This is a genomic window from Nocardioides sp. P4_G10 (assembly GCF_056401175.1).
Genome location: NZ_JBFUJV010000008.1, coordinates 137,972 through 160,269, shown reverse-complemented (window position 1 = coordinate 160,269; position 22,298 = coordinate 137,972). Strand labels below are relative to the sequence as shown.

Genomic DNA, 22,298 nt, shown 5'->3' with positions numbered 1-22,298 from the left:
GCCTGGCGGCGGGACTCGCGCTCCGCGTGGGCGGTGGCGAGCTCCTCGGCCGCCGCCCGGGCCGAGGCCTCGGCCTCGCGGCGGCCCTGCGCCCAACCCACGGCATAGCCCTGGGCCTGCGCGGCCTCGCGCGTGGTCTCGACCGAGCGCAGCTCCGGCATCCGCAGCAGCGAGACCGAGGGCAGCACGCCGTCCTCCGGCACCGGCGCCGGCCGGGTGTCAGTCGACGAACTCATCGTCGCCTCCCCGCCTCACGACGACCTCGCCGCGCTCCTCCATCGTGCGGATGGTGGCGATGACCGCCTGCTGGGCCTCCTCGACCTGCGCGATCCGCACCGGTCCGAGGATCTCGATCTCCTCCAGCACGTTCTCCGCCGCTCGCTCGGAGAGGTTGCGGGTGATCTTGTCGCGCACCTGCGCCGAGACGCCCTTGAGCGCGAGCGCGAGGCTGCCGGTGTCGACCTGGCGCAGCACCTGCTGCACGTCCCGGTCCGACAGCCCGACGACGTCCTCGAAGACGAACATCCGGCCGCGCACCTCCTCGGCGAGGCCGGCGTCCAGGGACTCCAGCCCCTCGACGATCTGGCGCTCGGTCGAGCGGTCGGCGCGGTTGATGATGTCGACCAGCGGCCCGACGCCGCCGACACGCGAGGTGGTGCTGGGCTGCAGCACCGAGGAGAGCCGACGCTCCAGCACCGTCTCCACGACCCGCACGGCGGCGGGGTTGGCGCGGTCCATCGTGGCGATGCGGTGCGCGACCTCGGCCTGCAGGTGCGAGGAGAGCCCGGACAGCACCAGGGAGGCCTTCTCGGCGGTCATGTGGGCGAGCACGATCGCGATGACCTGCGGGTGCTCCTCCCGGATGAAGGAGCGCAGCTGAGTGGGGTCGGCGCGTCCCAGGAACTGGAACGGCAGCTGGACGGCGCGGGCGTGGAGCCGCTGCACGGCCTCCTCCGCGCGGTCGTCGCCCAGCGAGCGCTGGAGCAGGTCGCGGGCGAGGTCCATCCCGCCCTGCAGCAGGTGCTGGCGGGCGGCCAGCAGGTCGGAGAACTCCCCCATGACCGACTGGGTCTCGCTCGGCTCGACCGCGGCGAGCTGGGCGATCTCGGCGGAGACCGCCTCCACCTCCTCCTCGCTCATGTGGGTGAGGACCTGCGCGGCACGCTCCTTGCCGAGGCGCACCAGGACGATTGCGGCCTTGCGGGCGCCGTGCCCGGTCATGACGCTCATCAGGGACGCTCCACGAGCCAGCCGCGCAGCAGCGAGGCCACCTCGTCGGGCTGCCGCTCGACGAGGGCGACGAGCTCGTCGCGCATCCCGTCCACCGGCTCGACGACGGGCGCCAGCGCCAGCGCCGTGGGCGCGTCGGCCGGGCTGGGCGTGGTCTGCAGGGCCGCGCGGGCCACCTGCTCCTGACGGAGCTGCTCGACGACGTACGTCGTGGCGTCCTCGCGCGCCTGGGCCCGCCGCCGTGCACGCATCCAGGCGAGGCCGACCAGCAGGAGCACGCCGCCGCCGAGGGCGCCGTTGCGGAGCCACGCATTGCGCTTCGCGAGGGCCTCGGCTGCTCGGGCCTGCTCGAGCGCCGCGGCGTTGGCGTCCTTGGCCGTGGTGTCGAACGGGACGCTGGACGTCTCGATCGTGTCGCCCCGCTCCGGGACGATCCCGATCGCCGACGACACGAGCGCGTCGATCTGGCTGGCATCCACCGCCACCTGGGAGTTGGTGTCGATCACGACGGCCGCGTGCAGCGACTCGACCGACCCCGGCGCCGTCTCCGACTGCTCGACGACCTTGTCGATCCCGTTCTCGCGGACGGTGGAGGAGTTGTTGTAGCTCCCGTCGCCGTCGGCGGCACCGGTCTCGAGCTGGGTGTCTGGTCCGACGACGCCGCTCGCGCCGCCGGGTGCTCCCGAGCCGGAGTAGGTCTCGTTCTGCACCGACTCCGAGAGGGTGGGAGCGTTCCTCGAGCGGCCGTAGGTGGTCGTCTCCCTGACGACCTTGTCGAAGTCGAGCACAGCGGTGACCTGGACCGAGGAGTTGCCCGGTCCGAAGACGCGGTCGAGCATTGACTGCGCCTTGGCGCCGAGCTGGTCCTGGTAGTCCTGCACCTGGCGGTTGCGGCCGCTGCTGAGGCCGCTCGCGGAGTCACCGCTGTCGGAGAGCACCCGGCCCGTCGCGTCGGCGACGGTGACCTTGGCGGGGTCGAGCCCGTCGATGCTGGAGGCGACGAGGTGCACGACGGCCTGCACCTGGTCGGGTGCGAGCGCGTTGCCGCCGGTGTCGACCAGGACGGACGCGGTGGCCGGGTCCTGCTCCTCCGCGAAGACCTGCTTGGGCGGCAGGGCGAGGTGCACCACCGCGGTGGTCACGCCGTCGATCGCCTCGATCGTGGCGGCGAGCTCGCCCTCCATCGCCCGCTTGAAGTCGGTCTGCTCCTTGAACTGCGACGTGGAGATGTCCTGGCCGTCGAGCAGTGCGTAGCCGGTGTCGGTGCTGCCGGCGGGGATCCCCTCGCCGGACAGCGCGATGCGGGTGGCGTAGACCTGGTCGCGGGGCACGGAGATGGTGCCGCCGCCTCCGCCGATCTCGTACGCGACGCCGTCCGCCTCGAGCTGCTCGACGACGGCCGAGGCGTCCTCGGCGGACAGGTTCGAGAAGAGCGGCGCGTACGACGGGGCCGACGCCCAGCGGAAGACCATGACAGCGGCGAGCAGCAGGGCCCCCGTGCCGACGATCGCCACGACCTTCTGGCCGGGGCTGAAGAGCGTGAAGGAGCGGCGGTAGCGGTCCAGCGCTCGGGTGATCCCGGTCCTCATCCGACCTGCATCCGCATGATCTCGGTGAACGACTCGATGGCCTTGTTGCGCACGGCGACGGTCAGCTTGGTCGTGACCTCCGCCTCGGTCGCGGCCAGCGTGTAGTCATGGATGTTGGGCAGCGTTCCGGACGCAGCGCGCACCGCCAGGGTGTCGGCGGTGTCCTGGACGCCCTCGAGCCGCTCGAGCCCGTCGAGGACCATGTTGCCGAAGTCGACGCCGCCCGTCGGGGCGGACGCGGCCGACGGCGACGCGACCACGGGTGCGGCGAGCGGGGTGAACCCGCTGATGGCCTCGATGCCACCGATGCTCATCAGCGCTGTCCGATCTGGAGTGCGGCGGTGTAGGTGTCCTGGGCCGTGCGGGTGACCTGGACCGAGGCCTGGAAGCCGCGCTGGGCCTGCACCAGGGAGGTCATCTGCACCGACATGTCCATGCCGGGGGCACGGACCATGCCGTCCGCGTCGGCCAGCGGGTGGTCGGGAGCGTGCTGGAGGATGCCCTCGGCGTCGCCGAGCTCGATGCCGCTGACGTCCACCCCGCCGTCGGGCCGTGCGGTGGCGACGACCATCTGCTCCTGGAAGGCGTTCTCGCTGGTCGCGCGCACGGTCGAGGCGTTGGCGATGTTGTGGGCGAGCGCGTCGAGCCACGTCTGGTGCATGCCCAGGCTGCTGTTGGCGATGCGCAACATGTCGAAGGCACCCATCACATCGCCCCGGCCGCGATGGACATGAGCGAGGCGCGGTCCGACACGGCCCGCGTCATCACCTGGTACTGGAACTGCGACTGCACCGCGGCGAGCGACTCCTGGCGCAGGTCCACGTTGTTGCCGTCCTCGCCGACAGGGGCGTTGGTCGGGCGGGTCGTGGGGGTCACCCCGGCGGCGGACATCTCACCGCGCTGCAGGGCGGCCGTCAGGGACGCCTCGAAGTCCACGCTCGTGGCACGGAAGCCCGGGGTGTCGACGTTGGCGATGTTGTCGGCGATCACGCTCTGCCGCGTCGCGAGGCCGTCGAGGGCCGAGGCGAGCACGGACGAGACGGCGTCGGGCATGCCGAGGGACACGGGTGCTCCTGCAGGAGAAGTCGGGTGCCGGTCCGTCGGCGGGGGGTGAGCCTTCCGTGCTCACCTCCCGCATCGGCTCGACACCTGCCTCGCTGAGGAAACCGGCGGAACTTCTTCGCCCGCGGACCCCAGGTCGGGACCTTGGTCCCGGCGCCCACCACCCGAGTGGGCCATGCCGCACCACCCGGGCGGTGTCCGGTCGGGCTCAGGCGGAGATGTCGAGGTACGCCGGCCCTGCCGCACGTGCGACGGGTGCGGCGGGTGCGGTCCGTCGTACCCGGGCGAGCTCGGCGCGAGCGCGGTCGAGCGCGCCTGCCAGCTTCTCGCCGACGAGCTCCTGGCGCCGGAGCAGGCCGCCGGCTCGCTCGACCAGGGTGGCCGGGATGGTCCCGTCCAACCCGGTCGGCAGCCAGCCGCTCGGCAGCTCGGCACCCAGGGCCACCGCCCCAGCGGGGTCGGCGACGAGGTGCTCGGCCCGCAGCACGTCGCGCTCGAGCGCGTCGAGCGCCCGCTCCCACGCGCGGAACAGCTCCTCGCCGTCCTCGGGCACCCGGCCGATCACGCCGTTGCCGCGGTCTGAAGGGCCGCCTGGCGCCAGGCGTCGGCCAGACCGTCGACGAGGTCGAGGCAGTGCAGGGTCTTGGTGACGTCGTGGTCGACGTTGGCCCGCACGAGCTGGACGAGGAGGTGGGAGTAGAGGCCGTTGAGGGCGTGGCCGCCGTCCCAGGCGCCGGGGCGCAGCGAGGACTGCAGCTCGGCGACGATGTCCTGCGCGTGGAGCAGCTGGATGCGGGCCGCGGCGTGGTCGCCCGACTCCTGGGCGGCGACCGCGCGCCGGCAGTCCAGGGCGAGCCGGTCGTAGAGCATGACGAGCAGCCGGGCAGGGCTGGCGGTCTCGACGGACGCCTGCAGGTAGGCGGTGGGGGTGGGGTAGGCCATGAGGGTGCTGTCCTTAGCTTCCCGAGGTCGTGAGTGAGGAGAGTTGACCGGCCAGCCACGAGGACTGGCTGTTCATCTGGTTGAGCGCGGTCTCGAGGGCGGTGAACTGCCGGGTGAGCGCGGTCCGTCGCACCTCGAGCCGGAGGTCCCACGCCTCGATGCCGTCGTCGAGACGGCTGATCGCGTCGTTGCGGCCGGTGATGGCGGTGGTGAGCGTGCCGTCGACCCGGTCGCTGGCGGCCTTCGCCACCTCGCCGACGCGGGAGACGAAGCCCGTGTCCGGCGCGGTGAGCCGGGCCTGGACGGCGGCGGGGTCGGCGGCGTACGCCTTCTTGAACGTCGCCTCGTCGAGGACGAGCTTGCCGTAGCGGTCGGTCTGGAGGCCGAGGTCGGCGAGGCTGCTGCCGTCGCCGGCGAACACCGACGACAGGAGCTGACCCCGCACGGAGAGCAGGGTGCTGTCGCCGGCCAGCGGGCCCTTGGTGCCCGTGCCCGTCCGGGTCTGGGTGTCGATGTCCGCGAGTGCCGAGTTGACCGCGTCGACGAGGCCCTTGAGCGCCGCCGACGCCGTGGCAGGGTCCCGGGTCATCGCGACCTGCGAGGTGGTGCCGGCTGGGGCGTCGGCCGCGAGCGTGATGCTCACGCCCGGCACGAGGTCGGCGAAGGTGTTGGTGGCCGAGGTGGCGACGACGGTGTCGCCGATCGTGACCTTGGCGTCGCGACCGGCGCGGACGGTAGCCCCGCCCAGCAGCTCGGAGCCGTCGGCGGAGGTGAGCGTGAAGTCGCCGGCTGCGCCGCTGGTCGCGGACTCCACGACCAGGCGGTACTGGTCGGTGCCGACCTTGACTGCGGTGGCTCGCAGGCCGGTGGCACTGGCGGGGTCGTTGATCGCGTTGACGAGCCCGGCGAGCGTGCCGTCGCTGGTGACGTCCACCGGGGCGGAGCCGTCGAGCCGGTCCAGCCGCAGGGCGGTCGGCACCGAGCCGGGGGTGGCCAGCCCGACGGCGTTCGCGAGCTCGAGCCGGTGGCTGGCGGCGGTCTGGTCGACCCGCACCGAGAAGCCACCCGGCCCCGCCGCGCCGGTGGCGGTGACGGCGACCTTGGTGTCCGAGCTGGTGGCCGTGATGGCGGTGAGGCCGCCCGGCTTGGCCAGGTCGGCCGCCCTCGTCGCCAGGGCGGCGACCTTGGTGTTGAGCGCCTGGAGGAGGGAGACGACCGACTTCTCGGAGGCCACGCGCGACTTGAGCCGCGTCTGCGGGGCTGCCTCGAGCTGCATGAACTGGTCGATGATCGAGGCGGTGTCCAGGCCGCTGCCGAGCCCGCTGATGCTGGCCGATGCCATGGCCGTCCCCTCTCGTCGGTCGACCCCGGTGGGGCCGGTGGTGCCGGACGGGTCGCGACGGCCGCGACCCGCCCGGCATCAGGTGGGTGAGAGCTCCCTCAGCCGATCAGCGGAGGAGGGACAGCACGCCCTGCGAGGCCTGGTTGGCCTGCGCCAGCATCGCCGTGCCGGCCTGGGACAGGATCTGCGAGCGGGTGAAGCTCATCATCTCCTGCGCCATGTCGGTGTCGCGGATGCGCGACTCCGAGGCCGACAGGTTCTCGATCGCGACGTTCACCGAAGCGATGGTGTGCTCGAACCGGTTCTGCACCGCACCGAGCTCGGCCCGCTGCGTCGAGATGCCCGTGATCGCCGTCTGCACCGTGTTGCTGTCGGTGATCACTGCCGCCGAGGTGTCGATGGCCGCGAGGGCGGTCGCCGAGACGTCGATGGTGTCCGCACTGTCCGAGCCGACCTGGAAGCTCAGCGCGTTGCCCGCGAACAGCTCAACGCCATTGAACTTCGCGTTGTCGGTGATCCGGGTGATCTCCGTCTGGAGCGCGTCGAACTCGGACGTGAGGGCGGCCTGCGAGTCCGTGTTCTGCGTGCCGTTGGCGTACTGCACGGAGAGGTCGTTCATGCGCTGCAGCATGGAGTGGACCTCGGTCAGGGCGCCTTCCGCGGTCTGGGCGACCGAGATGCCGTCCTGGGCGTTGCGGGCGCCCACCTTGAGGCCACCCACCTGCGAACGCAGGCCCTCGGAGATGGCCAGGCCGGACGCGTCGTCCGCGGCGCGGTTGATGCGGAAGCCGGAGGACAGCTTCTCGAGCGACTTCGACATCTGGCCCTGCGTGACCGACAGGTTGCGGTACGAGTTGGCGGCGTCGATGTTCTGGTTGATACGAAGACTCATGATGGATTCCTTCCGTGGTTTTGGATCACTTGCTGGAGTCCGTCCGTGGACTCCGTCGGGGTCCTCTTCGGTCGGCCGGGCGGCCACCTGAGGAATTGGGGCAGGACTTTTCCTGCGGGCCGGTCAGGCGCTGGTGGCCACCTGGGGCACGAGCACCCCGGCCGTCGCGTGCCGCTCGGCCACCGCGGCGAAGTAGGCCTCGCGCCGGCGGGCGGCGACACCCTCGGGCCGGTCGTGGACCGGCACCAGGTGCGGGTCCAGCTGGGAGTTGATGCCGTCACGCAGCAGCACCATCGCCTCGGCGCGGAGCTGGGAGATGCGCGACTCCGTGACGCCGAGCTCGGCGGCGAGCTCGGCCATCGGCTGCTCGGCGAGGAAGTAGCCCTCGACGACGCGGCGCAGCCGCTCCGGCAGCTCGGCGACGGCGTCGGCGAGGTAGGCGAGCAGCTCGGCGTGCTGCACGGCCTGCTCCGGGGTGGGGGTCGCGGACACCAGCGTCGAGGCGTACGAACCGCGGGCGTCGTCAGCCTCCAGCGACATCACCTGCGCCCGCGCGAGGTCCTCGCGGTTGGCCAGCACGTCGTCGACCGAGATGCCCTGCGCCGAGGCCACCTCGGCGTCGCTCGGCACCCGGCCGAGGCTCTGGGTGAGGCGGGCGCGGGTCTCGTCGAGGCCCCGTGCCGTACGCCGTACGGCGCGCGTCGCCCAGTCGATCCCGCGCAGCTCGTCGAGGAGCGCGCCCCGCACGCGGGTGGAGGCGTAGCGGGCGAACGGCACCCCGCGGTCGGCCTCGAACCCCTGGGCCGCCTGGACCAGGGCCGTCAGGCCCGCGGACGTCAGGTCGTCTCGGTCCACGTGACCGGGGACCCGGGCCATCACCTCGCGCACCAGGTGGCCGACGAGCGGGATGTGGGAGGTCACCAGCTCGTTGACCGTCACGTGGATCTTCGGAGGGTCTTCTGTTGACGTGACGTGGGTCACAGGGCCGACAGGAGCGGGGAAGGGGAGGGTCTGGCTACCGAGCACGGGGTTGATCGTTGAGGTGCTGTGGATCTTTTGTTGCCAAATCCGCAGAAGTCGCACCCGCGAGAGCGGAATCGAGGACCGTGGTCCCGGCGCGCATGGCCCGAACGGGCCATGCATCCCTGGCCCGCACCGCCCGACGGGCATGGCCCGACCCGGGAACCGGGTGTCCGCCGCTCCGGACGCGAACTCCTCAGGTGGGCCGGTCACCGGCCGATGGAGGTGTCGTGAACATCACCGACAACCGGTCCGCGGCCGTGGAGAGGCTCTCCCTCGTCCTCTGGCGCGAGCGCGAGCTCCTCGAGGAGCTGCACTACCGCCTCGAGGTCGAGCAGCTGGTCCTGGCGAGCGGACGCAGTCGTTGGCTCGCGCACGCGACCCGCGACATCGACCACCTGCTGTCGACGATCCGCGAGACCGAGGTGCTGCGCTCCGTGGCCGCGGACGCCGCAGCCGCCGCCTTCGAGATGGACGCGAACCTCAGCCTCGCCGCCCTCGCCGAGGCGGCCGACGACCCGTGGCGCACGATCCTCACCGAGCACCGCGACGCCTTCGTCCTGCTCACCCACGAGATCACCCGCCTCGCCGACTCCAACAAGCACCTGATCTCCGCCGGCTACCGGTCCGCCCGCGAGACGCTGCTCTCGCTCGGCGAATCGGTCGACGGCTACGCCGCCGACGGCTCAGCGACCGCCGAGCCACTCCGCAACCGCCTCGTGGACCGGAGCCTGTGACGTGGCTGGCACCTTCGGGTCGCTGACCACCTCGGCCAGCGCGCTGCGCTACCACCAGTCCGTGATGGAGGTGGCGAGCGGCAACATCGCCAACGTGGCGACCGACGGCTACGCCCGGCGCCGTGTGGTCGGAGTGTCCGTCGGCGCCCCCGTGCAGCCGGCCATGTGGAGCCGTTACGAGGGCCACGGCGAAGGCGTGCGGGTCGGCTCGGTCGACCGGCTCGTCGACCCGCTGCTCGACGCGCGGGCCCGCCGGGAGCACGGCATCCAGTCCTACCTCGATACGCGCGCGGCCGCCCTGGCGCGCGTGGAGTCGGGTCTGGGCGAGCCGGCCGGGAACGGGATCTCGACCGCGCTGACCGACGTCCGCAAGGCGTGGCACGACCTTGCGAACAACCCGGGCTCCGACGCCGTACGCACGCAGGTGGTCGCCACCTCGCAGGGCCTCGTCGACGCGATCGCCGCCCAGCGTCGCAACGTCGAGACCGAGGAGGGCGACCAGCGGATGTCGTTGCTCGCGGACCTCGACGCCACCAACACCCTCGCGGCCGACCTCGCGGCGACCAACGAGGCCATCACCGCCGCGCGGCTCTCCGGCAACGACCCGTCGGGGCTGCTCGACGCCCGCGACCAGATGGCCCTGCGCCTGGCGGAGCTGACCGGCGGCACCGCCGTGGAGAACGGCCGAGGCGGTCTCGACGTCTCGGTGGGCGGCGTGGCCCTCGTGTCCGGCAACCGCGCCGGCACCCTTGCGGTGTCGAGCGGCATCGCCGCCGACGGGACGCCCGACGGACTTCCCCTGGCGCTGGCCGTGACCCCGCCGGACGGCGCGCCCGTCCCCGTGGCGGGGCTGCGCGGCGAGATCGGCGGGACCGCCGAGCTCCTCACCACCACGCTCCCCGCGCTCCGCGCCGGCATCCAGGCCGTCGCCCAGGACCTCGCCGACGCCGTCAACGCCGCCCACGGTGCCGGCCACGAAGCCGCGGGCGCACCCGGACGCCCCTTCTTCGCCGTCGACCCGACGGCTCCCGGTGGCCCGCTGGTGCTGCTCCTGACCGACCCGGCCGCGCTCGCCGCGTCCGGGATCGCCGGGGGGCCCAGCCGCGACGGGTCCAACGCGACGGTCGTGGCCGGCGCCCTCGCCCGGCCCGAGCAGGTCTACCAGCGCTTCGTGACCAGCCTCGGCACCGACGTCGCCTCGGTCAAGCGGCTTGCCGCCACCCAGGCCAACCTCACGGGGCAGGTCGACGGAGCCCGTGAGCAGCTGTCCGGGGTCAACCTCGACGAGGAGACGGTGACGATGATGCAGTCGCAGCGCGCCTACGAGGCCGCGGCGCGGGTCATGACGACCCTCGACTCGGTGCTCGACACGCTGATCAACCGGACCGGGCTGGTGCGTTGACGATGACGACCATCACCCGGGTGACCCAGTCCATGCTGACCGATCGCTCCCTCGACCGGCTCAACGGCAGCCTGTCCCGACTCGCCGAGATCCAGGAGCACCTGTCCACGGGCCGTGTGCTCAACCGCGCCTCCGACAACCCAGCCGACGCCGCGACCGCGATGCGGTTGCGCGCCTCCATCGGCGCCCAGCAGCAGTACGTCCGCAACGCCGAGGACGGCACCGGCTGGCTCGACACCCTCGACAGCACCCTCGGGACGTCCAACGACCTGGTGCGGCGGGCCCGCGAGCTCGGCCTGCAGGGCCTGAGCGGTGCTGCCGGGCAGCCGTCACGCGAGGCCCTGGCGACCGAGATCGACCAGCTCCGCGCCGCACTGGTCGGCGTCGCCAACACGACGTACGTCGACCGGCCGGTGCTGGGTGGCACGACCGCCGGCTCGGTGGCGTTCAGCGAGTCGGGTGGCGCCGTCACCTTCACCGGGGACTCCCACCGGGTCGACCGCACCGTCGCCGAGGGCGTCGTGGTCGACGTGTCCATCCCCGGACCGACTGCCTTCGGCCCCGACGGCGACAACGTGTTCGACCACCTCTCCGCACTCTCCGCCGCGCTGCGCTCGGGCGACTCCGCCGGCATCCGGACGGGCATCGACGCGCTGCAGAGCGACGGCGAGCGCCTCGTGGTCGCCCGCGCCGACGTGGGGGCCAGGACTGCGCGGGTCGAGCGGGCGGCCACGACCGCCGCCGACGCCGAGCTCTCCCTCACCAGCTCCCTCGCCGAGATCGAGAACGCCGACCTGCCCCGCACCATGGTCGACCTCAAGATGCAGGAGGTCGCCTACCAGGCGGCCCTCGCTGCCACCGCCCGCGTCCTGCAGCCGAGCCTGGTGGACTTTCTGCGATGATCGCCACGATGGAGACCACGATGCCGACCGGTGCCCCCGAGATCCCGGTGATCGAGCTCGCCCAGCCCTTGCCGGGCTTCCCCGGCCGCGAGCGCTTCGCCCTCGTGCAGGTCGACGACGACGGTGTGCTGTGCAGCCTCACCTCGCTCGACGACCCCGGTCTGCGCTTCCTCGTCGTACCGCCCGAGCCGTTCTTCCCCGACTACTCCCCCGAGGTGGACGAGGCGGTGCTCACCGACCTCGGCTCGAGGTCGGCGGACGACCTCGTCGTGCTGTGCGTCCTGACCGCCGGCGACTCCCTCGCCAGCACCACGGCCAACCTGGCCGCACCCGTCGTGCTCGACGTGGCCACCCGTCGTGCCGTGCAGGTCGTGCTCGACGACCCGGGCCTGTCGGTCGCCACACCCCTGATCGCGTGATGCGCCCGCCCGCGCCTCGGGTAGCGTGACGGCATGCTGGTCGTGAGTCGTCGTGCGGGTGAGAGCGTCGTCATCGGCGACGACGTCACCGTCTCGGTCCTCGAGGTGCGCGGCGACGTCGTGCGCATCGGCATCGACGCGCCCAGGTCGGTCGCCGTCCACCGCGCCGAGCTCCTGGCCCAGCTGGCGCAGTCCAACCAGGAGGCGGCGTCACCGCCGGCCAACGCGGTCGACTCGCTGCTCACGGCGATCCGCGACCGGGCCAAGGACGCCTGAGCCCCTTCGTCAACGGCGTCGGCCCGACGGCCCGCCCCGGTGGCGCTTCGAGGCCATCACCGCCGCCTGCGTGYGTCGCTGCACACCGAGCTTGGCGAGCAGCCGCGTGACCTGGTTCTTCACGGTCTTCTCGGCCAGGTGCAGGCGCTCACCGATCTGACGGTTGGTCAGTCCCTCCGCGATGAGGTCGAGGATCCGGGTCTCGCCGTCGGTCAGCCGGGACAGCCCGTGGGGCCCGTCGTCGTCGCGCATCCGCTCGACGGCCCGCATCGCGACGGTCGGGTCGATGAGGGACCGACCCAGACGGACCGCCCGGATCCCGTCGACGAGCTCGGGCGTGTCCACGTCCTTGAGCACGTAGCCGCCGGCGCCGGCCAGGACGGCGTCGACCTGCGCGTCGGCGTCCTCCTCGCCGGCCAGGATGAGGGCCCGGATCCGCGGATCCGCCGACCGGACCTGTCGGCACACCTCGATCCCGGTGCCGTCGGGCAGCCGACCATCGAGCACCGCGACGTCGGGCACCAGCTCGAGGATCTCCGGCACGGCCTCCGCGACCGTGCCCGACTCCCCCACGATCTCGAGGTCGTCCTCGACCTCGAGCACGGCACGGAGTCCGCGTCGTACGACGACGTGGTCGTCGAGCAGGTAGACCCTGATCGTGCCGTGAGCTGCCCCGCTGGTCATGCCGTCCCCTTCGTCCCGAGGGCACCAGCGTAGGTGCCGCCCGGTGACGGCCCTCAGGCGCGTTCGAGGAGGAAGAGCGGGATCTCCCGGTCGGTCTTCTCCTGGTAGGAGGCGTACGTCGGCCACGTGGCGACGGCGTGCTCCCACCAGTCGGCGCGCTCGTCGCCGTCCAGGATCCGGGCCTTGTAGAGGTGCGGCTCGGCGCCGTCCTGCAGCTCGACCTCGGGATGGGCGACGAAGTTGTAGTACCACTCCGGGTTCTCCGGCGCGCCGCCCTTGGAGGCGACCGCGAGGTAGGCGCCGTCGCGCTCGACGCGCATCACCGGGTTCTTGCGGAGGTTGCCCGACTTCGCGCCGACGGACGTGACCACGACGATCGGGTACTTCGTGCCGGGCAGCGTGTTGGCCTTCTCGCCGCCGCTGGCCTCGTACTGCTCCACCTGCTTGCGTACCCACTCGGCCTTGCTCGGGACATAGGTTCCAGTCAGTGCCATGTCTGCCACAACACCACGGCCCGTGGCGTTCTTCCAGTCGCCGCTGGATACGGTGCGGTGCATGAGTGCGATCGAGGGCGTCAGCGAGATCTTCGACCCCGAGGCGTGGGACGTCGTGCCAGGCTTCGAGGACCTCACCGACCTGACCTACCACCGTGCCCGCGAGCACGGCACGGTCCGGATCGCCTTCGACCGACCCGACGTGCTCAACGCGTTCCGCCCGCACACCGTCGACGAGCTGCTCAGCACGCTCGAGCACGCGCGCATGTCGGCCGACGTGGGCTGCGTGATCCTCACCGGCAACGGACCGAGCCCGAAGAACGGCAAGTGGTCCTTCTGCTCCGGCGGCGACCAGCGGATCCGCGGCCGCGCCGGCTACCAGTACGAGGACGTGTCCGCGGGCGCCGGCGACACCGGTGCCGAGGAGCCGAGCCCGATCGACAAGGCGAGGCTCGCCCGCCTGCACATCCTCGAGTGCCAGCGGGTCATCCGCTTCATGCCGAAGGTCGTCATCTGCGTCGTCCCGGGCTGGGCGGCCGGCGGCGGGCACAGCCTCCACGTCGTCGCCGACCTGACGCTCGCGAGCCGCGAGCACGCCCGCTTCAAGCAGACGGACGCCGACGTCGGCTCCTTCGACGGCGGCTACGGCTCGGCCTACCTCGCCCGGCAGGTCGGGCAGAAGTTCGCGCGCGAGATCTTCTTCCTCGCCGACGAGTACGACGCCGAGGAGATGCACCGGATGGGTGCGGTCAACCGCGTCGTCCAGCACGCCGAGCTCGAGAAGGTCGCCCTCGACTGGGGCCGCAGGATCAACGGCAAGTCCCCCACGGCCCAGCGGATGCTCAAGTACTCCTTCAACCTGCTCGACGACGGGCTCGTCGGCCAGCAGCTCTTCGCCGGCGAGACCACCCGGCTGGCCTACATGACCGACGAGGCGCAGGAGGGACGCGACCAGTTCCTCGAGAAGCGCGAGCCCGACTGGTCGCCGTACCCCTGGTACTACTGATCACACGCGTCTGCGGAGACTTCCCGCAGGATCGGGGTCTGGCCAGACCCCGGTCGTTCGACGGCCGTTCGGAGCCGTGCAAGCGGCCGGTCTGCCTGACGCTCCGGCGTAGCCGGGCCTTGCAGGGGACCCGCGACGGAGGACTGGACCCCGCCGCCTACGGGGTGACGATCGGGAACTGGTGGTCGACCCGGTCGACCAGCCCCAGGATGGTGGACACCAAGGTGATGTCTCCCTCCGAGTCGACGGCGTCGAGCCTCCCGGTCCCGATGACCTCCAGAAGGTGCGGCTTGGCGAGCGTCACCGTCAGTCCCGGTTCACTCGAGCCGTGTCCGGCGTCGTGGATGAGTGCTCCGTTCGAGAGCTCGGTGCGGTAGGTGCGGTCCAGGTCGGTGAAGACCCAGTCGATGCAGGCCGTCGTCGAAGCAGCCCGTAGCCCGTCGATCCGCACGGCGAGCGAGTCGAAGAGCTGCTCGATCGTGAGGGCGCCGAGCACCTCGGGTGACGTGAGCTCCGGTGGCGGTGGCGCGATCGGGCCACGCAGCTCCTCGGCGCCGCGCAGGTAGATGTTGCGCCACAAGCCGTTCTCGGCACCGTGTCCGAGGCGTTCCAGCGCCTCGGCCAGCAGCTCGCGGGCGTCGGTGTTGTCGGGATCGGCAAACACCGCGTGGCTCGTCACGGTAGCGGTCCATCGCAGGTCGCCCCGGTCGAGGCAATCGCGTGCCTTCGCCAGCAGCTGCTCGGCCCCGCCCATGAAGTCGACGTAGCGGCGTGCTTCGTCCTCGGGCGGGTACGCCCACAGGTGCGCCGGGTTGCCGTCGTACCAGCCGAGATAGCGCTGGTAGACAGCCTTGATGTTGTGGCTGAACGAGCCGTAGTAGCCCCGGATGCTCCACGCACTCTCCAACGCCGGTGGCAGGACGAACTCCTCCGCGATCTCCGTGCCGGTCTGGCCCTGGTTCATCCGGCGCAGGGTCTGGTCATGCAGGTAGGCGTAGACGTCGCGCTGTTGGGTGAGGAAGGTCGTGATCTTGTCGGTGCCCCAGGTGGGCCAGTGGTGAGAGGCGAAGACCACGTCGGTGTCCGCACCGAAGAGGCGAACGGCCTCTCCCAGATAGCGGGACCATGCGCGGGCATCGCGCACCTCGGCTCCCCGCAACGTGAGGATCTGATGCAGCGTGTGGGTGGCGTTCTCGGCCATGCACAACGCCCGTTGCTGTGGAAAGTAGAAGTTCATCTCGGCCGGTGCCTCGGTGCCGGGAGTCACCTGGAACACGACGCGGACACCGTCGATGACGGCTTCCTGTCCGGTGTGGGTGACGTCGACGGTAGGCGCCTTGAGAGAGATCGTGCCGTTGGAGGTGGCCATTCCGAGACCGGCGCCGATCTGACCGGCGGGGCCGTGTGGCAGGTCGGCGACGAAGATGTACGCCGCTCGCCGCGACATCGCAGCGCCGGCTTCTCCTTGGGGTGGACGCCGCGTGCGGCGGGGAAGTCTGGTCGAGGTGCGCGACCTCGAGAATGGGATCAGCGGTCGTCCTGACGGTCGGCGGTCGAGCCTGGTGATTGTTCTGTCTGGTGGGCCGCGTGGGTGCGCGCGGCGGCCACGGCCGCGTCGACGGTGTCGTACCGGCCGGGGACGTCGGCTCCCGGTTCGGCGGTGGTGACGACGTCTCGCACCTGGCCGATCGACTTCGCGACGAGCAGCTGGATGCCGCGCTCGGACAATCGGGCTCGGAGCGCGATGAGCATGCCCGCGCCGGTGACGTCGATGCTGGGGATGGTCTCCGCATCCAGGACGACGGCGATGGTGTCGGGGGTGATGGCGTCGAGCACGCTGTCACGCACGTGGTCGGCGTTGGCGAAGAACAGTCCGGACTCCACACGCAGGACAACGACGTCGTTGGCGGGCGGGACGTCCGGGGCACGGTCGTGGTCGACCCAAAGAGCATCGCTGTCCGGGCGTCGCACGAGGCGGGCCACGTGGGGACGCGAGGAGCGGTAGAGCAGCGTCAGCACGGACACGCCGATGCCGATGAAGAGCCCCGGCAGGGTGTCGAACACCAGCACCCCCAGCAGGGCGGCCAGGGCGGCGATGAAGTCGACCCTGGTCGCGTGACGGTAGATCCGCCCCAGGGGGCCGGTCCACACCCGGTACAAGCGCCGGAGCGAGGCGATGTCCACCAGCTCGACGACAGCGGCGATCACCACCGCTGCCAGCACGGCTTCGGGCAGGTCCTCGAAGAGCCCGGTCAGGAACAGCAGGGTGAGCACGGTCAGCGCCGCGACAGCCAGACCTGAGACCTGCGACCGCGCGCCGGCTCCGCCGTTGACCGCCGTCTTGGACAGGCTGCCGTTGACGACCATCCCGCCGAACATCCCGGACCCGACGTTGGCGGCACCCATCCCGAGCAGCTCGGCATTGGGGTCGACGTCGTACCCCTCCTTGGCCGCGTAGGTCTTCGCAGCACCGAGCCCTTCCGCGAACCCGATCAGCATCACGCCGACCGCCGGACCGACCAGGGCGAGGTAGTGGTCCAGCCCGATTGCGGGGAGGGCCAGGCTCGGCAGCCCGGCGTCGATCGGTCCGACGATGTCCAGACCCTCCTCGTCGAGGCCGAGCACCGCCACTGCTGCGATGCCGGCCAGCACCACCACCAGTGACGCCGGGACAAGCGGCAGGTAGCGCTTGAGGACCAGGATCACCGCCAGCGACAGCACGCCGACCGCGGTGGTGAGCCAGTCGATCGCGGCGAGCTCGCCGAGGATGCCCCACAGCTTCTCGAAGAAGCTCCCTGCCGGCTTGTCGACGCCCAGCAGGGCCGGCACCTGGCCGATGATGATTGTGAGGGCCAGGCCGATGATGAAGCCCTTGAGCACCGGCTCGGAGATGAACGAGGCGATGAAGCCCAGCCTCAACACCCCGGCCAGTGCGCAGAGCACACCCATGACGAGCGCCAGCGCAGCTGTCGTGGACGCGAATGCGGCGTCACCTTGCTGCGCCACCCCGGCGACGACGCTCGCCGAGAGGGCCGCTGTGCCAGACATGGTGGCGACCACCAGGTGGCGGGACGACCCCAGCAGCGGATACAGGATCAGGGACGGCACAGCCGCGTAGAGACCCACGACCGGCGAGACCCCGGCGATCGTGGCGTACGCGAGGGACTCCGGCACGAGCACGGCCCAGACCGTCACACCCGCCAGCAGGTCACCGGACAGCCAGGATCGGCGGTAGCGGCCGAAGGAGGGCGCGAGCCACACCGGTCGGCCACGACGACGGTCCACCTCCGTCACCGGACGACCTGAGGAGCGCACGCTCGCGGGTGCCTGCGAACTGGGTCCATCGTGTGAGCGCCCCTCATGCCCGGGTGAGGTCGCCGAGCTTCCAGCTGCGGTCGAAGCAGCCCTCACAGGGGCCGTATGGGCGGAAGTAGGAGAACCAGTGCCTGCGCTCGCTCACCCAGACAAGCCTTGTCCACCCTTGGTGCCCTGCGATCACCCGCGATGGGTGACAGGCTGCTCCACCCGGACCCTCGTCAGGCAGACCGCGGTCAGCTCGAAGAAGCAGTTCATGAAGTCCCAGGACTTCCAAGCCGCCGCGTGGGACCCGGGCACCGTCCTCGGCCGGCTACCAGCGGTCGGCGGGGTCGGCGTCGTGCTGATCGGTGACCTCGTGGAGGAGCTCGCCTGCTGTGTGTCGGTTTCCCGCTGTGCTGCCGGCCAGCAGTGCTTCCTCGCCCTGACCCGGCGTGAAGTCCGGCGGCACCACGAGCAGGGTCAGCCGTCTGCCGTCGCCGAGCTGGACGATCAGCACGTGGGTGTCGTCGCTCGGAAACGCATCGACCGTGATCACTCGCTGCCCGGCCACGAGCTCGCGAGGCGCTGTGTCCCAGTCGCGGAGCGAGTACACCGCCCGGCTGATAGGCCCGTGGGCGGGCGGGAACTGCTGGACGAGGTCTGACATCTCGGACTCGAGGTCGCGACTGTAGGGCCACCACGCGCCGTCCAGCCGGTCCTGGCCGGGAGCGCTACCCAGCTTCAGGCGCAACGGGCGACGGGTCTCGGGAGCGGAGACGATCTGCGGCGCGGTCATGGCGTCCGCCTCTCGACCAGCGATCGATGCCGGGCCGGCCCCGTTCGCGTTGGTCCTCGGCGGGCACTGTATCCCGGCGAACCGTCGCGCTCGGCCCGCCATCGCTCACAGCACGGCCCCTCGTGGCGCCACCTCCACCGCGCAGACACCTCGCGCGTACAACACCACCAGCCGATCGCCGTGGCTGCAGCGGAGGACGCCTGCATCGTCCGCCAGCGTGGTGACGACGTGGGTGATCACCTCGTCCTCGCTCCCGGCCCCGGGATCGTCGTAGGTGACGTCCATGCTGCCACCACCCACGAGCCGGACACGGAGCACGATGTCGGTCATGATCACGGGCCGATCGCGGAGCCGGCCTGACGCCGGACGGGGACGGGACCGTTCGACGTCACCATGACGTCCGCCTCTCGACCGGCGCACGCCTCCGGATGGAGGTCACCTCGCCGGTCAGTCACCACCAACCGTACTCCGGCGGGAAGCCGCCGGATGTCGAGCTGGGGCCGCGGGCGGGCTGCTTCCGCTCGCGATCGGGCAGGCGTAATGTCGGGCGTGCCATCGGCGACAACCCCAGACCATGCCCTGTCCCGGGACAACCGACGTCGTCTCACCCGGGAGCGTGCATGCCTGGCACGGAAGGGAACTGGTCACACGGCACCACCCTCGAAGCCACACCGATCAGTGCGGCCGGGGCTCGGGCGTTCGTCAGCCGTCATCTCGTCGACCACCGGCTGACGTACCTCGTCGATCCGATTCGTCTCGTGGTCAGCGAGCTCGCGACCAACGCACTGGTCCACGGGCAGACCCCCTTCGTCGTGACGCTGTCACGAGAGGGCGACACGATCCGCGTGACCGTCAGTGACGACGCGGCCTGGATCGCGGACAGTGCCCCTCACCAGTCGCTGCAGGTCGGTGGTCGCGGACTCGTCATCGTGAACGTCCTCAGCCGCGACTGGGGGGTCACCACCGAGGTCCGCTCGAAGACGGTGTGGGCCACCTTCGAGGCGCACCCTGCGTTGTCGTCGTGACCCACGTCGCTGTGCCCCTCGGTCGACGTTCGCTCGCACCTCGTACGAGCGAGCGTCGCCCCAGGGGGCTCAGCTGGTGGCGAGGGTGTGGTTGTCGATCTCCGGGTAGTGCCTGCGGATGTTCACCTTGCGCTCGAGCTCGCCGATGATCGCGGGCGCGAAGTTGACCTCGTAGAGGCTGTGGGCGCTGCCGAGGCCGCCGGGGCTGAAGACGTTGATCTCCATCAGCTTGTCGCCGACGATGTCGAGGCCCACGAGGAACATCCCGTCGGCGACCAGCTTGGGGCGGACGACCTCGACCATCCGCAGCATGTCGTCGGTGACCTTGACCTTCTCGGCCTTGCCGCCGGCGGACATGTTGGAGCGGATGTCCTTCGTGGACGGCGTGCGCCGGAAGGCGGCGTACTCGCCGTCGACGACCAGCGGCTGGCCGTTCATCACGAACATCCGGACGTCACCCTTGGCCGCCTCGGGGAGGTACTCCTGGGCAACGACGTAGCCGTCGCGCGAGATGGCCTCGATGATCTGCTTGAGGTTCGGCGCCTCCTTGCGGTCGACCAGGAAGACGCCCGCGCCGCCCGATCCCTGGAGCGGCTTGAGCACCGCCTTGCCGCCGAGGTCGGTGATGAACTCCTCGATCATGGCCTCGTCGCGCGAGATGAGCGTGCGGGGGCGGACGATCTCGGGGAAGTGCTGGAAGTAGGCCTTCGACAGCGCGTTGGCGAGGCTGGTCGGGTCGTTGACCACGAGCACGCCGCTGGAGGCGATCAGCTGGCCGAAGGCGACGCCGGCGTTGTTGCGCCACGGGTCGGTCTCGGCGTCGTCGGCGGGGTCGTTGCGCAGCATCACCACGTCGAACTCGTCCAGGCCGAGGAGCTCCTCGACGTCGGGCTTCTGGACGTCCGCCATGTGCCGCTCGAGGGAGCGGTAGGACTTCGCGTGGCCGGCGCGGGCCTTGGTGCTCAGCGAGCCGTCGGGCTCGTAGGCGAAGTCACCGATGCCCATGTACCAGGCCTCGTGCCCCATCTCCTTGGCGGCCAGGGCGAGGCGGTTGGTGGTGTACTCCGCCTTCTCCGTCTCGATGTCGTTGACGACGAATCCGATCTTCATGCGTGTCCCTCCAGGAGTGTGCTGAGATCTTCGGTGCCGGCCGCGCGGGCGAGGTTGTCGTGCGCGGCCGGGTCGTGCAGGTATCGGGGCAGGACGCGAGGCGGTCGCAGCAGGCCGCGGGACTCGAGGTCGCCGATCAGCGGCAGGTCGCGCAGCGAGAACTTGCCGAGCCAGAGCTGGTCGAGCGAGCCGCCCGCGCCGAGGTGCTCGAGCAGCTCGACGAGCCCGCGCAGGTAGATCGCGTCCTTGGTCATCCCACCGGACCGGTAGACCCGCATCACGGTGGTCCACGCGCTGCCGCTCGGGAAGTCGTCGGCGACCAGCGCCTCGTGGGCCTCGGCGAACGTCGCCCCGGCGACGAGGCGGTGCACGGTGACGACCCGGCTGGCGAGCTGGCGGAGGCGGAAGGCGGTCAGCCCGCCGCAGGCGATCTCGGCGAGGACGGCGAGGCCTTCCTGCGTCTCGTCGTAGCCCGCGAGCCCGACGCCGAGGACCTTGATGGGCTGGTGGCTGCCGTTGGCCTGGGTGACGAGGTGGGTGCCCACCTCGTGGTGGAGCAGCGCCTGGGCGCGCGCCTGCTGGACCTTGGTCTCCGGGCCGATCAGCAGCACGTCGCCCGAGACCATGACGCCGTTGACGTCGGAGCGGATCTCGGCGTGCATGTCGAGGTCTGGGTCCTCGTCGCGGTAGCGCGCGATCTCGGCCTCGGCCAGCTCGAGGAACGCCTCGGCGTCGAGCGGCTCGTCGGTCGGCTCGGTGCGGGTGATCCCGGACAGCAGCGCCTCGGCCTGCTTGCGCAGCGCGGGCGACACCCCGCCGTAGAGCTCGACGCTCAGCGGCAGGAAGTCCTCGGTGTCGCGCGCCTCCAGCATGTCGAGCTGGAGCTCCATCTCGCGGTGCTTGGCGCGCAGCAGCTGGCCGAGGACGGGGTCCTCGACCGTCGTGAGGTCGATGTCGTCCAGCTCGGCGCGTACGACGGTGGGATCGGTCTCGAGCTCGCGGTAGGTGAACGGGGGGTCGGGCTCGCGACCCTCCAGGAAGTCCTCGCGCAGGTCGTCGGCGTCGACCGGCGTGATGTCGAGCAGGAAGCGGAAGCTCTGCGCCAGCAGGGACAGACGGTGGTCCACGGCCAGGTCGGTGGCGCTGAGCTCCGTACCCGGCTCCGCTGGGCCGCCGTCGGTCACCGCAGCTTCTCGAGCTCGATGTGCAGGCCGGGCAGTGCGGCGGCGAGGCCTTCCTGGGCACAGCGGAACCGGTCGGCGTGCAGCTCGCCGGTCCACTCGTCCATGAAGGTCTTCTTGAACTCCAGTGCCAGCACGCAGCCCACCCGCGGGTAGCGGTCGTGCACCCACCAGGCGAGTCCGCGGCCCTCGAAGACGACGTTCTCCCGTGCGTCGAGCGGGCCGCAGCCCAGCGAGGCGTCGCGGAGGTCCCCCGTGAAGCGCTCCACGAGCGGGCCGAACAGGTCGGTGTCGAGGCTGCCCGTGCCGACGTTGACCTCCGGGTTCTCCGAGGCGGGGGCCGGCGGCTCGTCGGCGCCGTCGCGCCGGTGGTTGTAGGAGTGCACGTCGAGCAGCACGAACGGGCCGCGCTCGGCCAGGGCGTCGAGCCGCGGGGCGAGGGCGTCGAAGAAGGCGTCGTACGTCGCCAGGCTGCCCTCGTAGAGCTCGTCGGAGAGCTCGCCGTCGCGCCACACCTCGAGCCCCCAGCAGTCGTCGGGCTTGCGGTAGATCGCCTCGCGACGGGGCCGGTTGAGGTCGGCCTCGAAGCGGGAGCGCCTGGTCACCACGTGGTCGGGGACGACCGCGGCGAGCCGGTCGGTGAACGGGTCCTCCTCACGGAAGCGCTCGGCCTCGTCGAGCACCATCGCCTCGGCGATCTCGGGCCGCAGCTCATGCCCTGCGTGCACCGCGGTCGCCACGACCGGACCATCCCATTCACCGACGAACGCAACAGCGTCCGACGTCCCTCCCACGTCAGTCATGGCCGCCTGTCTACCGGAGTGGGCACGCCACCTCCACCGACGCGCACCCCTTCGGGTGGAGGCTGGCTGGACTGGGGTAGGACTGGGGC

At 71.3% G+C, this 22,298-nt stretch carries 27 protein-coding genes; 7 read left to right on the top strand and 20 right to left on the bottom strand.

What is annotated here, in order from left to right; all coding sequences use genetic code 11:
* From AC1DP1_RS11390 to AC1DP1_RS11340, 11 genes are all read right to left on the bottom strand, one after another.
* A partial coding sequence (locus AC1DP1_RS11390) for a hypothetical protein (protein ID WP_477506954.1) occupies positions 1 to 236 on the bottom strand: 236 nt, incomplete at its 3' end.
* Positions 220 to 1,230 carry a flagellar motor switch protein FliG gene (gene fliG, locus AC1DP1_RS11385; protein ID WP_477506953.1) on the bottom strand — a complete coding sequence of 337 codons (1,011 nt, stop codon included), beginning with the start codon at positions 1,228 to 1,230 and terminating at the stop codon, positions 220 to 222. The genes fliG and AC1DP1_RS11390, both read right to left, overlap by 17 nt.
* Complete coding sequence (gene fliF, locus AC1DP1_RS11380) at positions 1,230 to 2,819, bottom strand: flagellar basal-body MS-ring/collar protein FliF (RefSeq protein ID WP_477506952.1); 1,590 nt, start codon at positions 2,817 to 2,819, stop codon at positions 1,230 to 1,232. Before fliF ends, fliG begins: the two co-directional genes overlap by 1 nt.
* On the bottom strand, positions 2,816 to 3,133 hold the full coding sequence (gene fliE, locus AC1DP1_RS11375; RefSeq protein ID WP_477506951.1) for a flagellar hook-basal body complex protein FliE: 318 nt from the start codon (positions 3,131 to 3,133) through the stop codon (positions 2,816 to 2,818). Before fliE ends, fliF begins: the two co-directional genes overlap by 4 nt.
* Positions 3,133 to 3,525 (bottom strand): flagellar basal body rod protein FlgC, encoded by a 393-nt coding sequence (locus AC1DP1_RS11370; protein WP_477506950.1) that lies wholly within the window; start codon positions 3,523 to 3,525, stop codon positions 3,133 to 3,135. Before AC1DP1_RS11370 ends, fliE begins: the two co-directional genes overlap by 1 nt.
* Complete coding sequence (locus AC1DP1_RS11365; protein WP_477506949.1) at positions 3,525 to 3,884, bottom strand: flagellar basal body rod protein FlgB; 360 nt, start codon at positions 3,882 to 3,884, stop codon at positions 3,525 to 3,527. The genes AC1DP1_RS11370 and AC1DP1_RS11365 overlap by 1 nt, the downstream gene beginning before the upstream one ends.
* Positions 3,885 to 4,089: 205 nt before the next feature.
* Positions 4,090 to 4,446 carry a hypothetical protein gene (locus AC1DP1_RS11360; RefSeq protein ID WP_477506948.1) on the bottom strand — a complete coding sequence of 119 codons (357 nt, stop codon included), beginning with the start codon at positions 4,444 to 4,446 and terminating at the stop codon, positions 4,090 to 4,092.
* Entirely contained in the window at positions 4,443 to 4,823 is a 381-nt protein-coding gene (gene fliS, locus AC1DP1_RS11355; RefSeq protein ID WP_477506947.1) for a flagellar export chaperone FliS, read from the bottom strand. The genes AC1DP1_RS11360 and fliS overlap by 4 nt, the downstream gene beginning before the upstream one ends.
* A 13-nt stretch (positions 4,824 to 4,836) precedes the next feature.
* A complete protein-coding gene (gene fliD, locus AC1DP1_RS11350) occupies positions 4,837 to 6,165 on the bottom strand; it encodes a flagellar filament capping protein FliD (RefSeq protein ID WP_477506946.1) in 1,329 nt (442 codons plus the stop codon).
* Positions 6,166 to 6,271: 106 nt separating this feature from the next.
* Positions 6,272 to 7,057: a flagellin N-terminal helical domain-containing protein gene (locus tag AC1DP1_RS11345; RefSeq protein ID WP_477506945.1), complete on the bottom strand. Its 786-nt coding sequence runs from the start codon at positions 7,055 to 7,057 to the stop codon at positions 6,272 to 6,274.
* 123 nt (positions 7,058 to 7,180) lie between these two features.
* Complete coding sequence (locus AC1DP1_RS11340; protein WP_477506944.1) at positions 7,181 to 7,996, bottom strand: sigma-70 family RNA polymerase sigma factor; 816 nt, start codon at positions 7,994 to 7,996, stop codon at positions 7,181 to 7,183.
* Between the two features lie 311 nt (positions 7,997 to 8,307).
* Between AC1DP1_RS11340 and flgN the strand changes: the two genes are divergently transcribed.
* The 5 genes from flgN to csrA are packed head-to-tail and all read left to right on the top strand — an operon-like array spanning position 8,308 to position 11,813.
* On the top strand, positions 8,308 to 8,814 hold the full coding sequence (flgN, locus tag AC1DP1_RS11335) for a flagellar export chaperone FlgN (RefSeq protein WP_477506943.1): 507 nt from the start codon (positions 8,308 to 8,310) through the stop codon (positions 8,812 to 8,814).
* Between the two features lies 1 nt (position 8,815).
* A complete protein-coding gene (gene flgK / locus AC1DP1_RS11330) occupies positions 8,816 to 10,216 on the top strand; it encodes a flagellar hook-associated protein FlgK (protein ID WP_477506942.1) in 1,401 nt (466 codons plus the stop codon).
* A 20-nt stretch (positions 10,217 to 10,236) separates the two neighbouring features.
* Positions 10,237 to 11,118 carry a flagellin N-terminal helical domain-containing protein gene (locus AC1DP1_RS11325; RefSeq protein WP_477506941.1) on the top strand — a complete coding sequence of 294 codons (882 nt, stop codon included), beginning with the start codon at positions 10,237 to 10,239 and terminating at the stop codon, positions 11,116 to 11,118.
* Positions 11,115 to 11,537, top strand: a complete 423-nt coding sequence (gene fliW / locus AC1DP1_RS11320) for a flagellar assembly protein FliW (protein WP_477506940.1) — start codon at positions 11,115 to 11,117, stop codon at positions 11,535 to 11,537. Before AC1DP1_RS11325 ends, fliW begins: the two co-directional genes overlap by 4 nt.
* 33 nt (positions 11,538 to 11,570) lie before the next feature.
* A complete protein-coding gene (csrA, locus tag AC1DP1_RS11315; RefSeq protein ID WP_477506939.1) occupies positions 11,571 to 11,813 on the top strand; it encodes a carbon storage regulator CsrA in 243 nt (80 codons plus the stop codon).
* A 9-nt stretch (positions 11,814 to 11,822) separates the two neighbouring features.
* On the opposite strand, the gene AC1DP1_RS11310 is transcribed toward csrA, so the two are convergent.
* Both AC1DP1_RS11310 and AC1DP1_RS11305 read right to left on the bottom strand, forming a co-directional pair.
* Entirely contained in the window at positions 11,823 to 12,497 is a 675-nt protein-coding gene (locus AC1DP1_RS11310; RefSeq protein ID WP_477506938.1) for a response regulator, read from the bottom strand.
* Positions 12,498 to 12,550: 53 nt separating this feature from the next.
* On the bottom strand, positions 12,551 to 12,991 hold the full coding sequence (locus tag AC1DP1_RS11305) for a nitroreductase family deazaflavin-dependent oxidoreductase (RefSeq protein ID WP_457186549.1): 441 nt from the start codon (positions 12,989 to 12,991) through the stop codon (positions 12,551 to 12,553).
* Between the two features lie 61 nt (positions 12,992 to 13,052).
* On the opposite strand from AC1DP1_RS11305, the gene AC1DP1_RS11300 reads away from it, so the two are divergent.
* Positions 13,053 to 13,997 carry a 1,4-dihydroxy-2-naphthoyl-CoA synthase gene (locus AC1DP1_RS11300; RefSeq protein ID WP_477506937.1) on the top strand — a complete coding sequence of 315 codons (945 nt, stop codon included), beginning with the start codon at positions 13,053 to 13,055 and terminating at the stop codon, positions 13,995 to 13,997.
* Between the two features lie 157 nt (positions 13,998 to 14,154).
* Here the strand turns inward: AC1DP1_RS11300 and AC1DP1_RS11295 are convergent, their stop codons facing one another.
* The 4 genes from AC1DP1_RS11295 to AC1DP1_RS11280 form a co-directional block, all read right to left on the bottom strand.
* Positions 14,155 to 15,444 carry an alkyl/aryl-sulfatase gene (locus tag AC1DP1_RS11295; protein ID WP_477506936.1) on the bottom strand — a complete coding sequence of 430 codons (1,290 nt, stop codon included), beginning with the start codon at positions 15,442 to 15,444 and terminating at the stop codon, positions 14,155 to 14,157.
* Between the two features lie 80 nt (positions 15,445 to 15,524).
* The gene (locus tag AC1DP1_RS11290; RefSeq protein WP_477506935.1) at positions 15,525 to 17,291 is read right to left on the bottom strand and encodes a SulP family inorganic anion transporter; all 1,767 of its coding nucleotides are present in this window, start codon (positions 17,289 to 17,291) and stop codon (positions 15,525 to 15,527) included.
* Positions 17,292 to 17,625: 334 nt separating this feature from the next.
* Positions 17,626 to 18,090, bottom strand: a complete 465-nt coding sequence (locus AC1DP1_RS11285) for a DUF5994 family protein (RefSeq protein WP_477506934.1) — start codon at positions 18,088 to 18,090, stop codon at positions 17,626 to 17,628.
* Between the two features lie 105 nt (positions 18,091 to 18,195).
* Positions 18,196 to 18,420, bottom strand: a complete 225-nt coding sequence (locus AC1DP1_RS11280; RefSeq protein WP_477506957.1) for a hypothetical protein — start codon at positions 18,418 to 18,420, stop codon at positions 18,196 to 18,198.
* 290 nt (positions 18,421 to 18,710) lie between these two features.
* On the opposite strand from AC1DP1_RS11280, the gene AC1DP1_RS11275 reads away from it, so the two are divergent.
* The gene (locus AC1DP1_RS11275) at positions 18,711 to 19,115 is read left to right on the top strand and encodes an ATP-binding protein (RefSeq protein ID WP_477506933.1); all 405 of its coding nucleotides are present in this window, start codon (positions 18,711 to 18,713) and stop codon (positions 19,113 to 19,115) included.
* Between the two features lie 69 nt (positions 19,116 to 19,184).
* On the opposite strand, the gene AC1DP1_RS11270 is transcribed toward AC1DP1_RS11275, so the two are convergent.
* The 3 genes from AC1DP1_RS11270 to AC1DP1_RS11260 are packed head-to-tail and all read right to left on the bottom strand — an operon-like array spanning position 19,185 to position 22,209.
* A complete protein-coding gene (locus AC1DP1_RS11270) occupies positions 19,185 to 20,225 on the bottom strand; it encodes a glutathione synthetase (RefSeq protein WP_477506932.1) in 1,041 nt (346 codons plus the stop codon).
* Complete coding sequence (locus AC1DP1_RS11265) at positions 20,222 to 21,409, bottom strand: flavohemoglobin expression-modulating QEGLA motif protein (protein WP_477506931.1); 1,188 nt, start codon at positions 21,407 to 21,409, stop codon at positions 20,222 to 20,224. Before AC1DP1_RS11265 ends, AC1DP1_RS11270 begins: the two co-directional genes overlap by 4 nt.
* Complete coding sequence (locus AC1DP1_RS11260) at positions 21,406 to 22,209, bottom strand: N-formylglutamate amidohydrolase (protein WP_477506930.1); 804 nt, start codon at positions 22,207 to 22,209, stop codon at positions 21,406 to 21,408. The genes AC1DP1_RS11265 and AC1DP1_RS11260 overlap by 4 nt, the downstream gene beginning before the upstream one ends.
* Between the last annotated feature and the right edge of the window lie 89 nt (positions 22,210 to 22,298).

What these genes read in the sequence shown, in the direction of transcription:
- AC1DP1_RS11300 (WP_477506937.1), top strand. Translation starts at nt 13,053, where the DNA reads ATGAGTGCGATCGAGGGCGTCAGCGAGATCTTCGACCCCGAGGCGTGG.
- fliE (WP_477506951.1), bottom strand. Translation starts at nt 3,133, where the DNA reads ATGAGCATCGGTGGCATCGAGGCCATCAGCGGGTTCACCCCGCTCGCC.
- AC1DP1_RS11305 (WP_457186549.1), bottom strand. Translation starts at nt 12,991, where the DNA reads ATGGCACTGACTGGAACCTATGTCCCGAGCAAGGCCGAGTGGGTACGC.
- fliD (WP_477506946.1), bottom strand. Translation starts at nt 6,165, where the DNA reads ATGGCATCGGCCAGCATCAGCGGGCTCGGCAGCGGCCTGGACACCGCC.
- AC1DP1_RS11345 (WP_477506945.1), bottom strand. Translation starts at nt 7,057, where the DNA reads ATGAGTCTTCGTATCAACCAGAACATCGACGCCGCCAACTCGTACCGC.
- AC1DP1_RS11260 (WP_477506930.1), bottom strand. Translation starts at nt 22,209, where the DNA reads ATGACTGACGTGGGAGGGACGTCGGACGCTGTTGCGTTCGTCGGTGAA.
- fliS (WP_477506947.1), bottom strand. Translation starts at nt 4,823, where the DNA reads ATGGCCTACCCCACCCCCACCGCCTACCTGCAGGCGTCCGTCGAGACC.
- AC1DP1_RS11285 (WP_477506934.1), bottom strand. Translation starts at nt 18,090, where the DNA reads ATGACCGCGCCGCAGATCGTCTCCGCTCCCGAGACCCGTCGCCCGTTG.
- AC1DP1_RS11280 (WP_477506957.1), bottom strand. Translation starts at nt 18,420, where the DNA reads ATGACCGACATCGTGCTCCGTGTCCGGCTCGTGGGTGGTGGCAGCATG.
- csrA (WP_477506939.1), top strand. Translation starts at nt 11,571, where the DNA reads ATGCTGGTCGTGAGTCGTCGTGCGGGTGAGAGCGTCGTCATCGGCGAC.
- AC1DP1_RS11270 (WP_477506932.1), bottom strand. Translation starts at nt 20,225, where the DNA reads ATGAAGATCGGATTCGTCGTCAACGACATCGAGACGGAGAAGGCGGAG.
- AC1DP1_RS11295 (WP_477506936.1), bottom strand. Translation starts at nt 15,444, where the DNA reads ATGTCGCGGCGAGCGGCGTACATCTTCGTCGCCGACCTGCCACACGGC.
- fliW (WP_477506940.1), top strand. Translation starts at nt 11,115, where the DNA reads ATGATCGCCACGATGGAGACCACGATGCCGACCGGTGCCCCCGAGATC.
- AC1DP1_RS11370 (WP_477506950.1), bottom strand. Translation starts at nt 3,525, where the DNA reads ATGGGTGCCTTCGACATGTTGCGCATCGCCAACAGCAGCCTGGGCATG.
- fliF (WP_477506952.1), bottom strand. Translation starts at nt 2,819, where the DNA reads ATGAGGACCGGGATCACCCGAGCGCTGGACCGCTACCGCCGCTCCTTC.
- fliG (WP_477506953.1), bottom strand. Translation starts at nt 1,230, where the DNA reads ATGAGCGTCATGACCGGGCACGGCGCCCGCAAGGCCGCAATCGTCCTG.
- AC1DP1_RS11275 (WP_477506933.1), top strand. Translation starts at nt 18,711, where the DNA reads ATGCCTGGCACGGAAGGGAACTGGTCACACGGCACCACCCTCGAAGCC.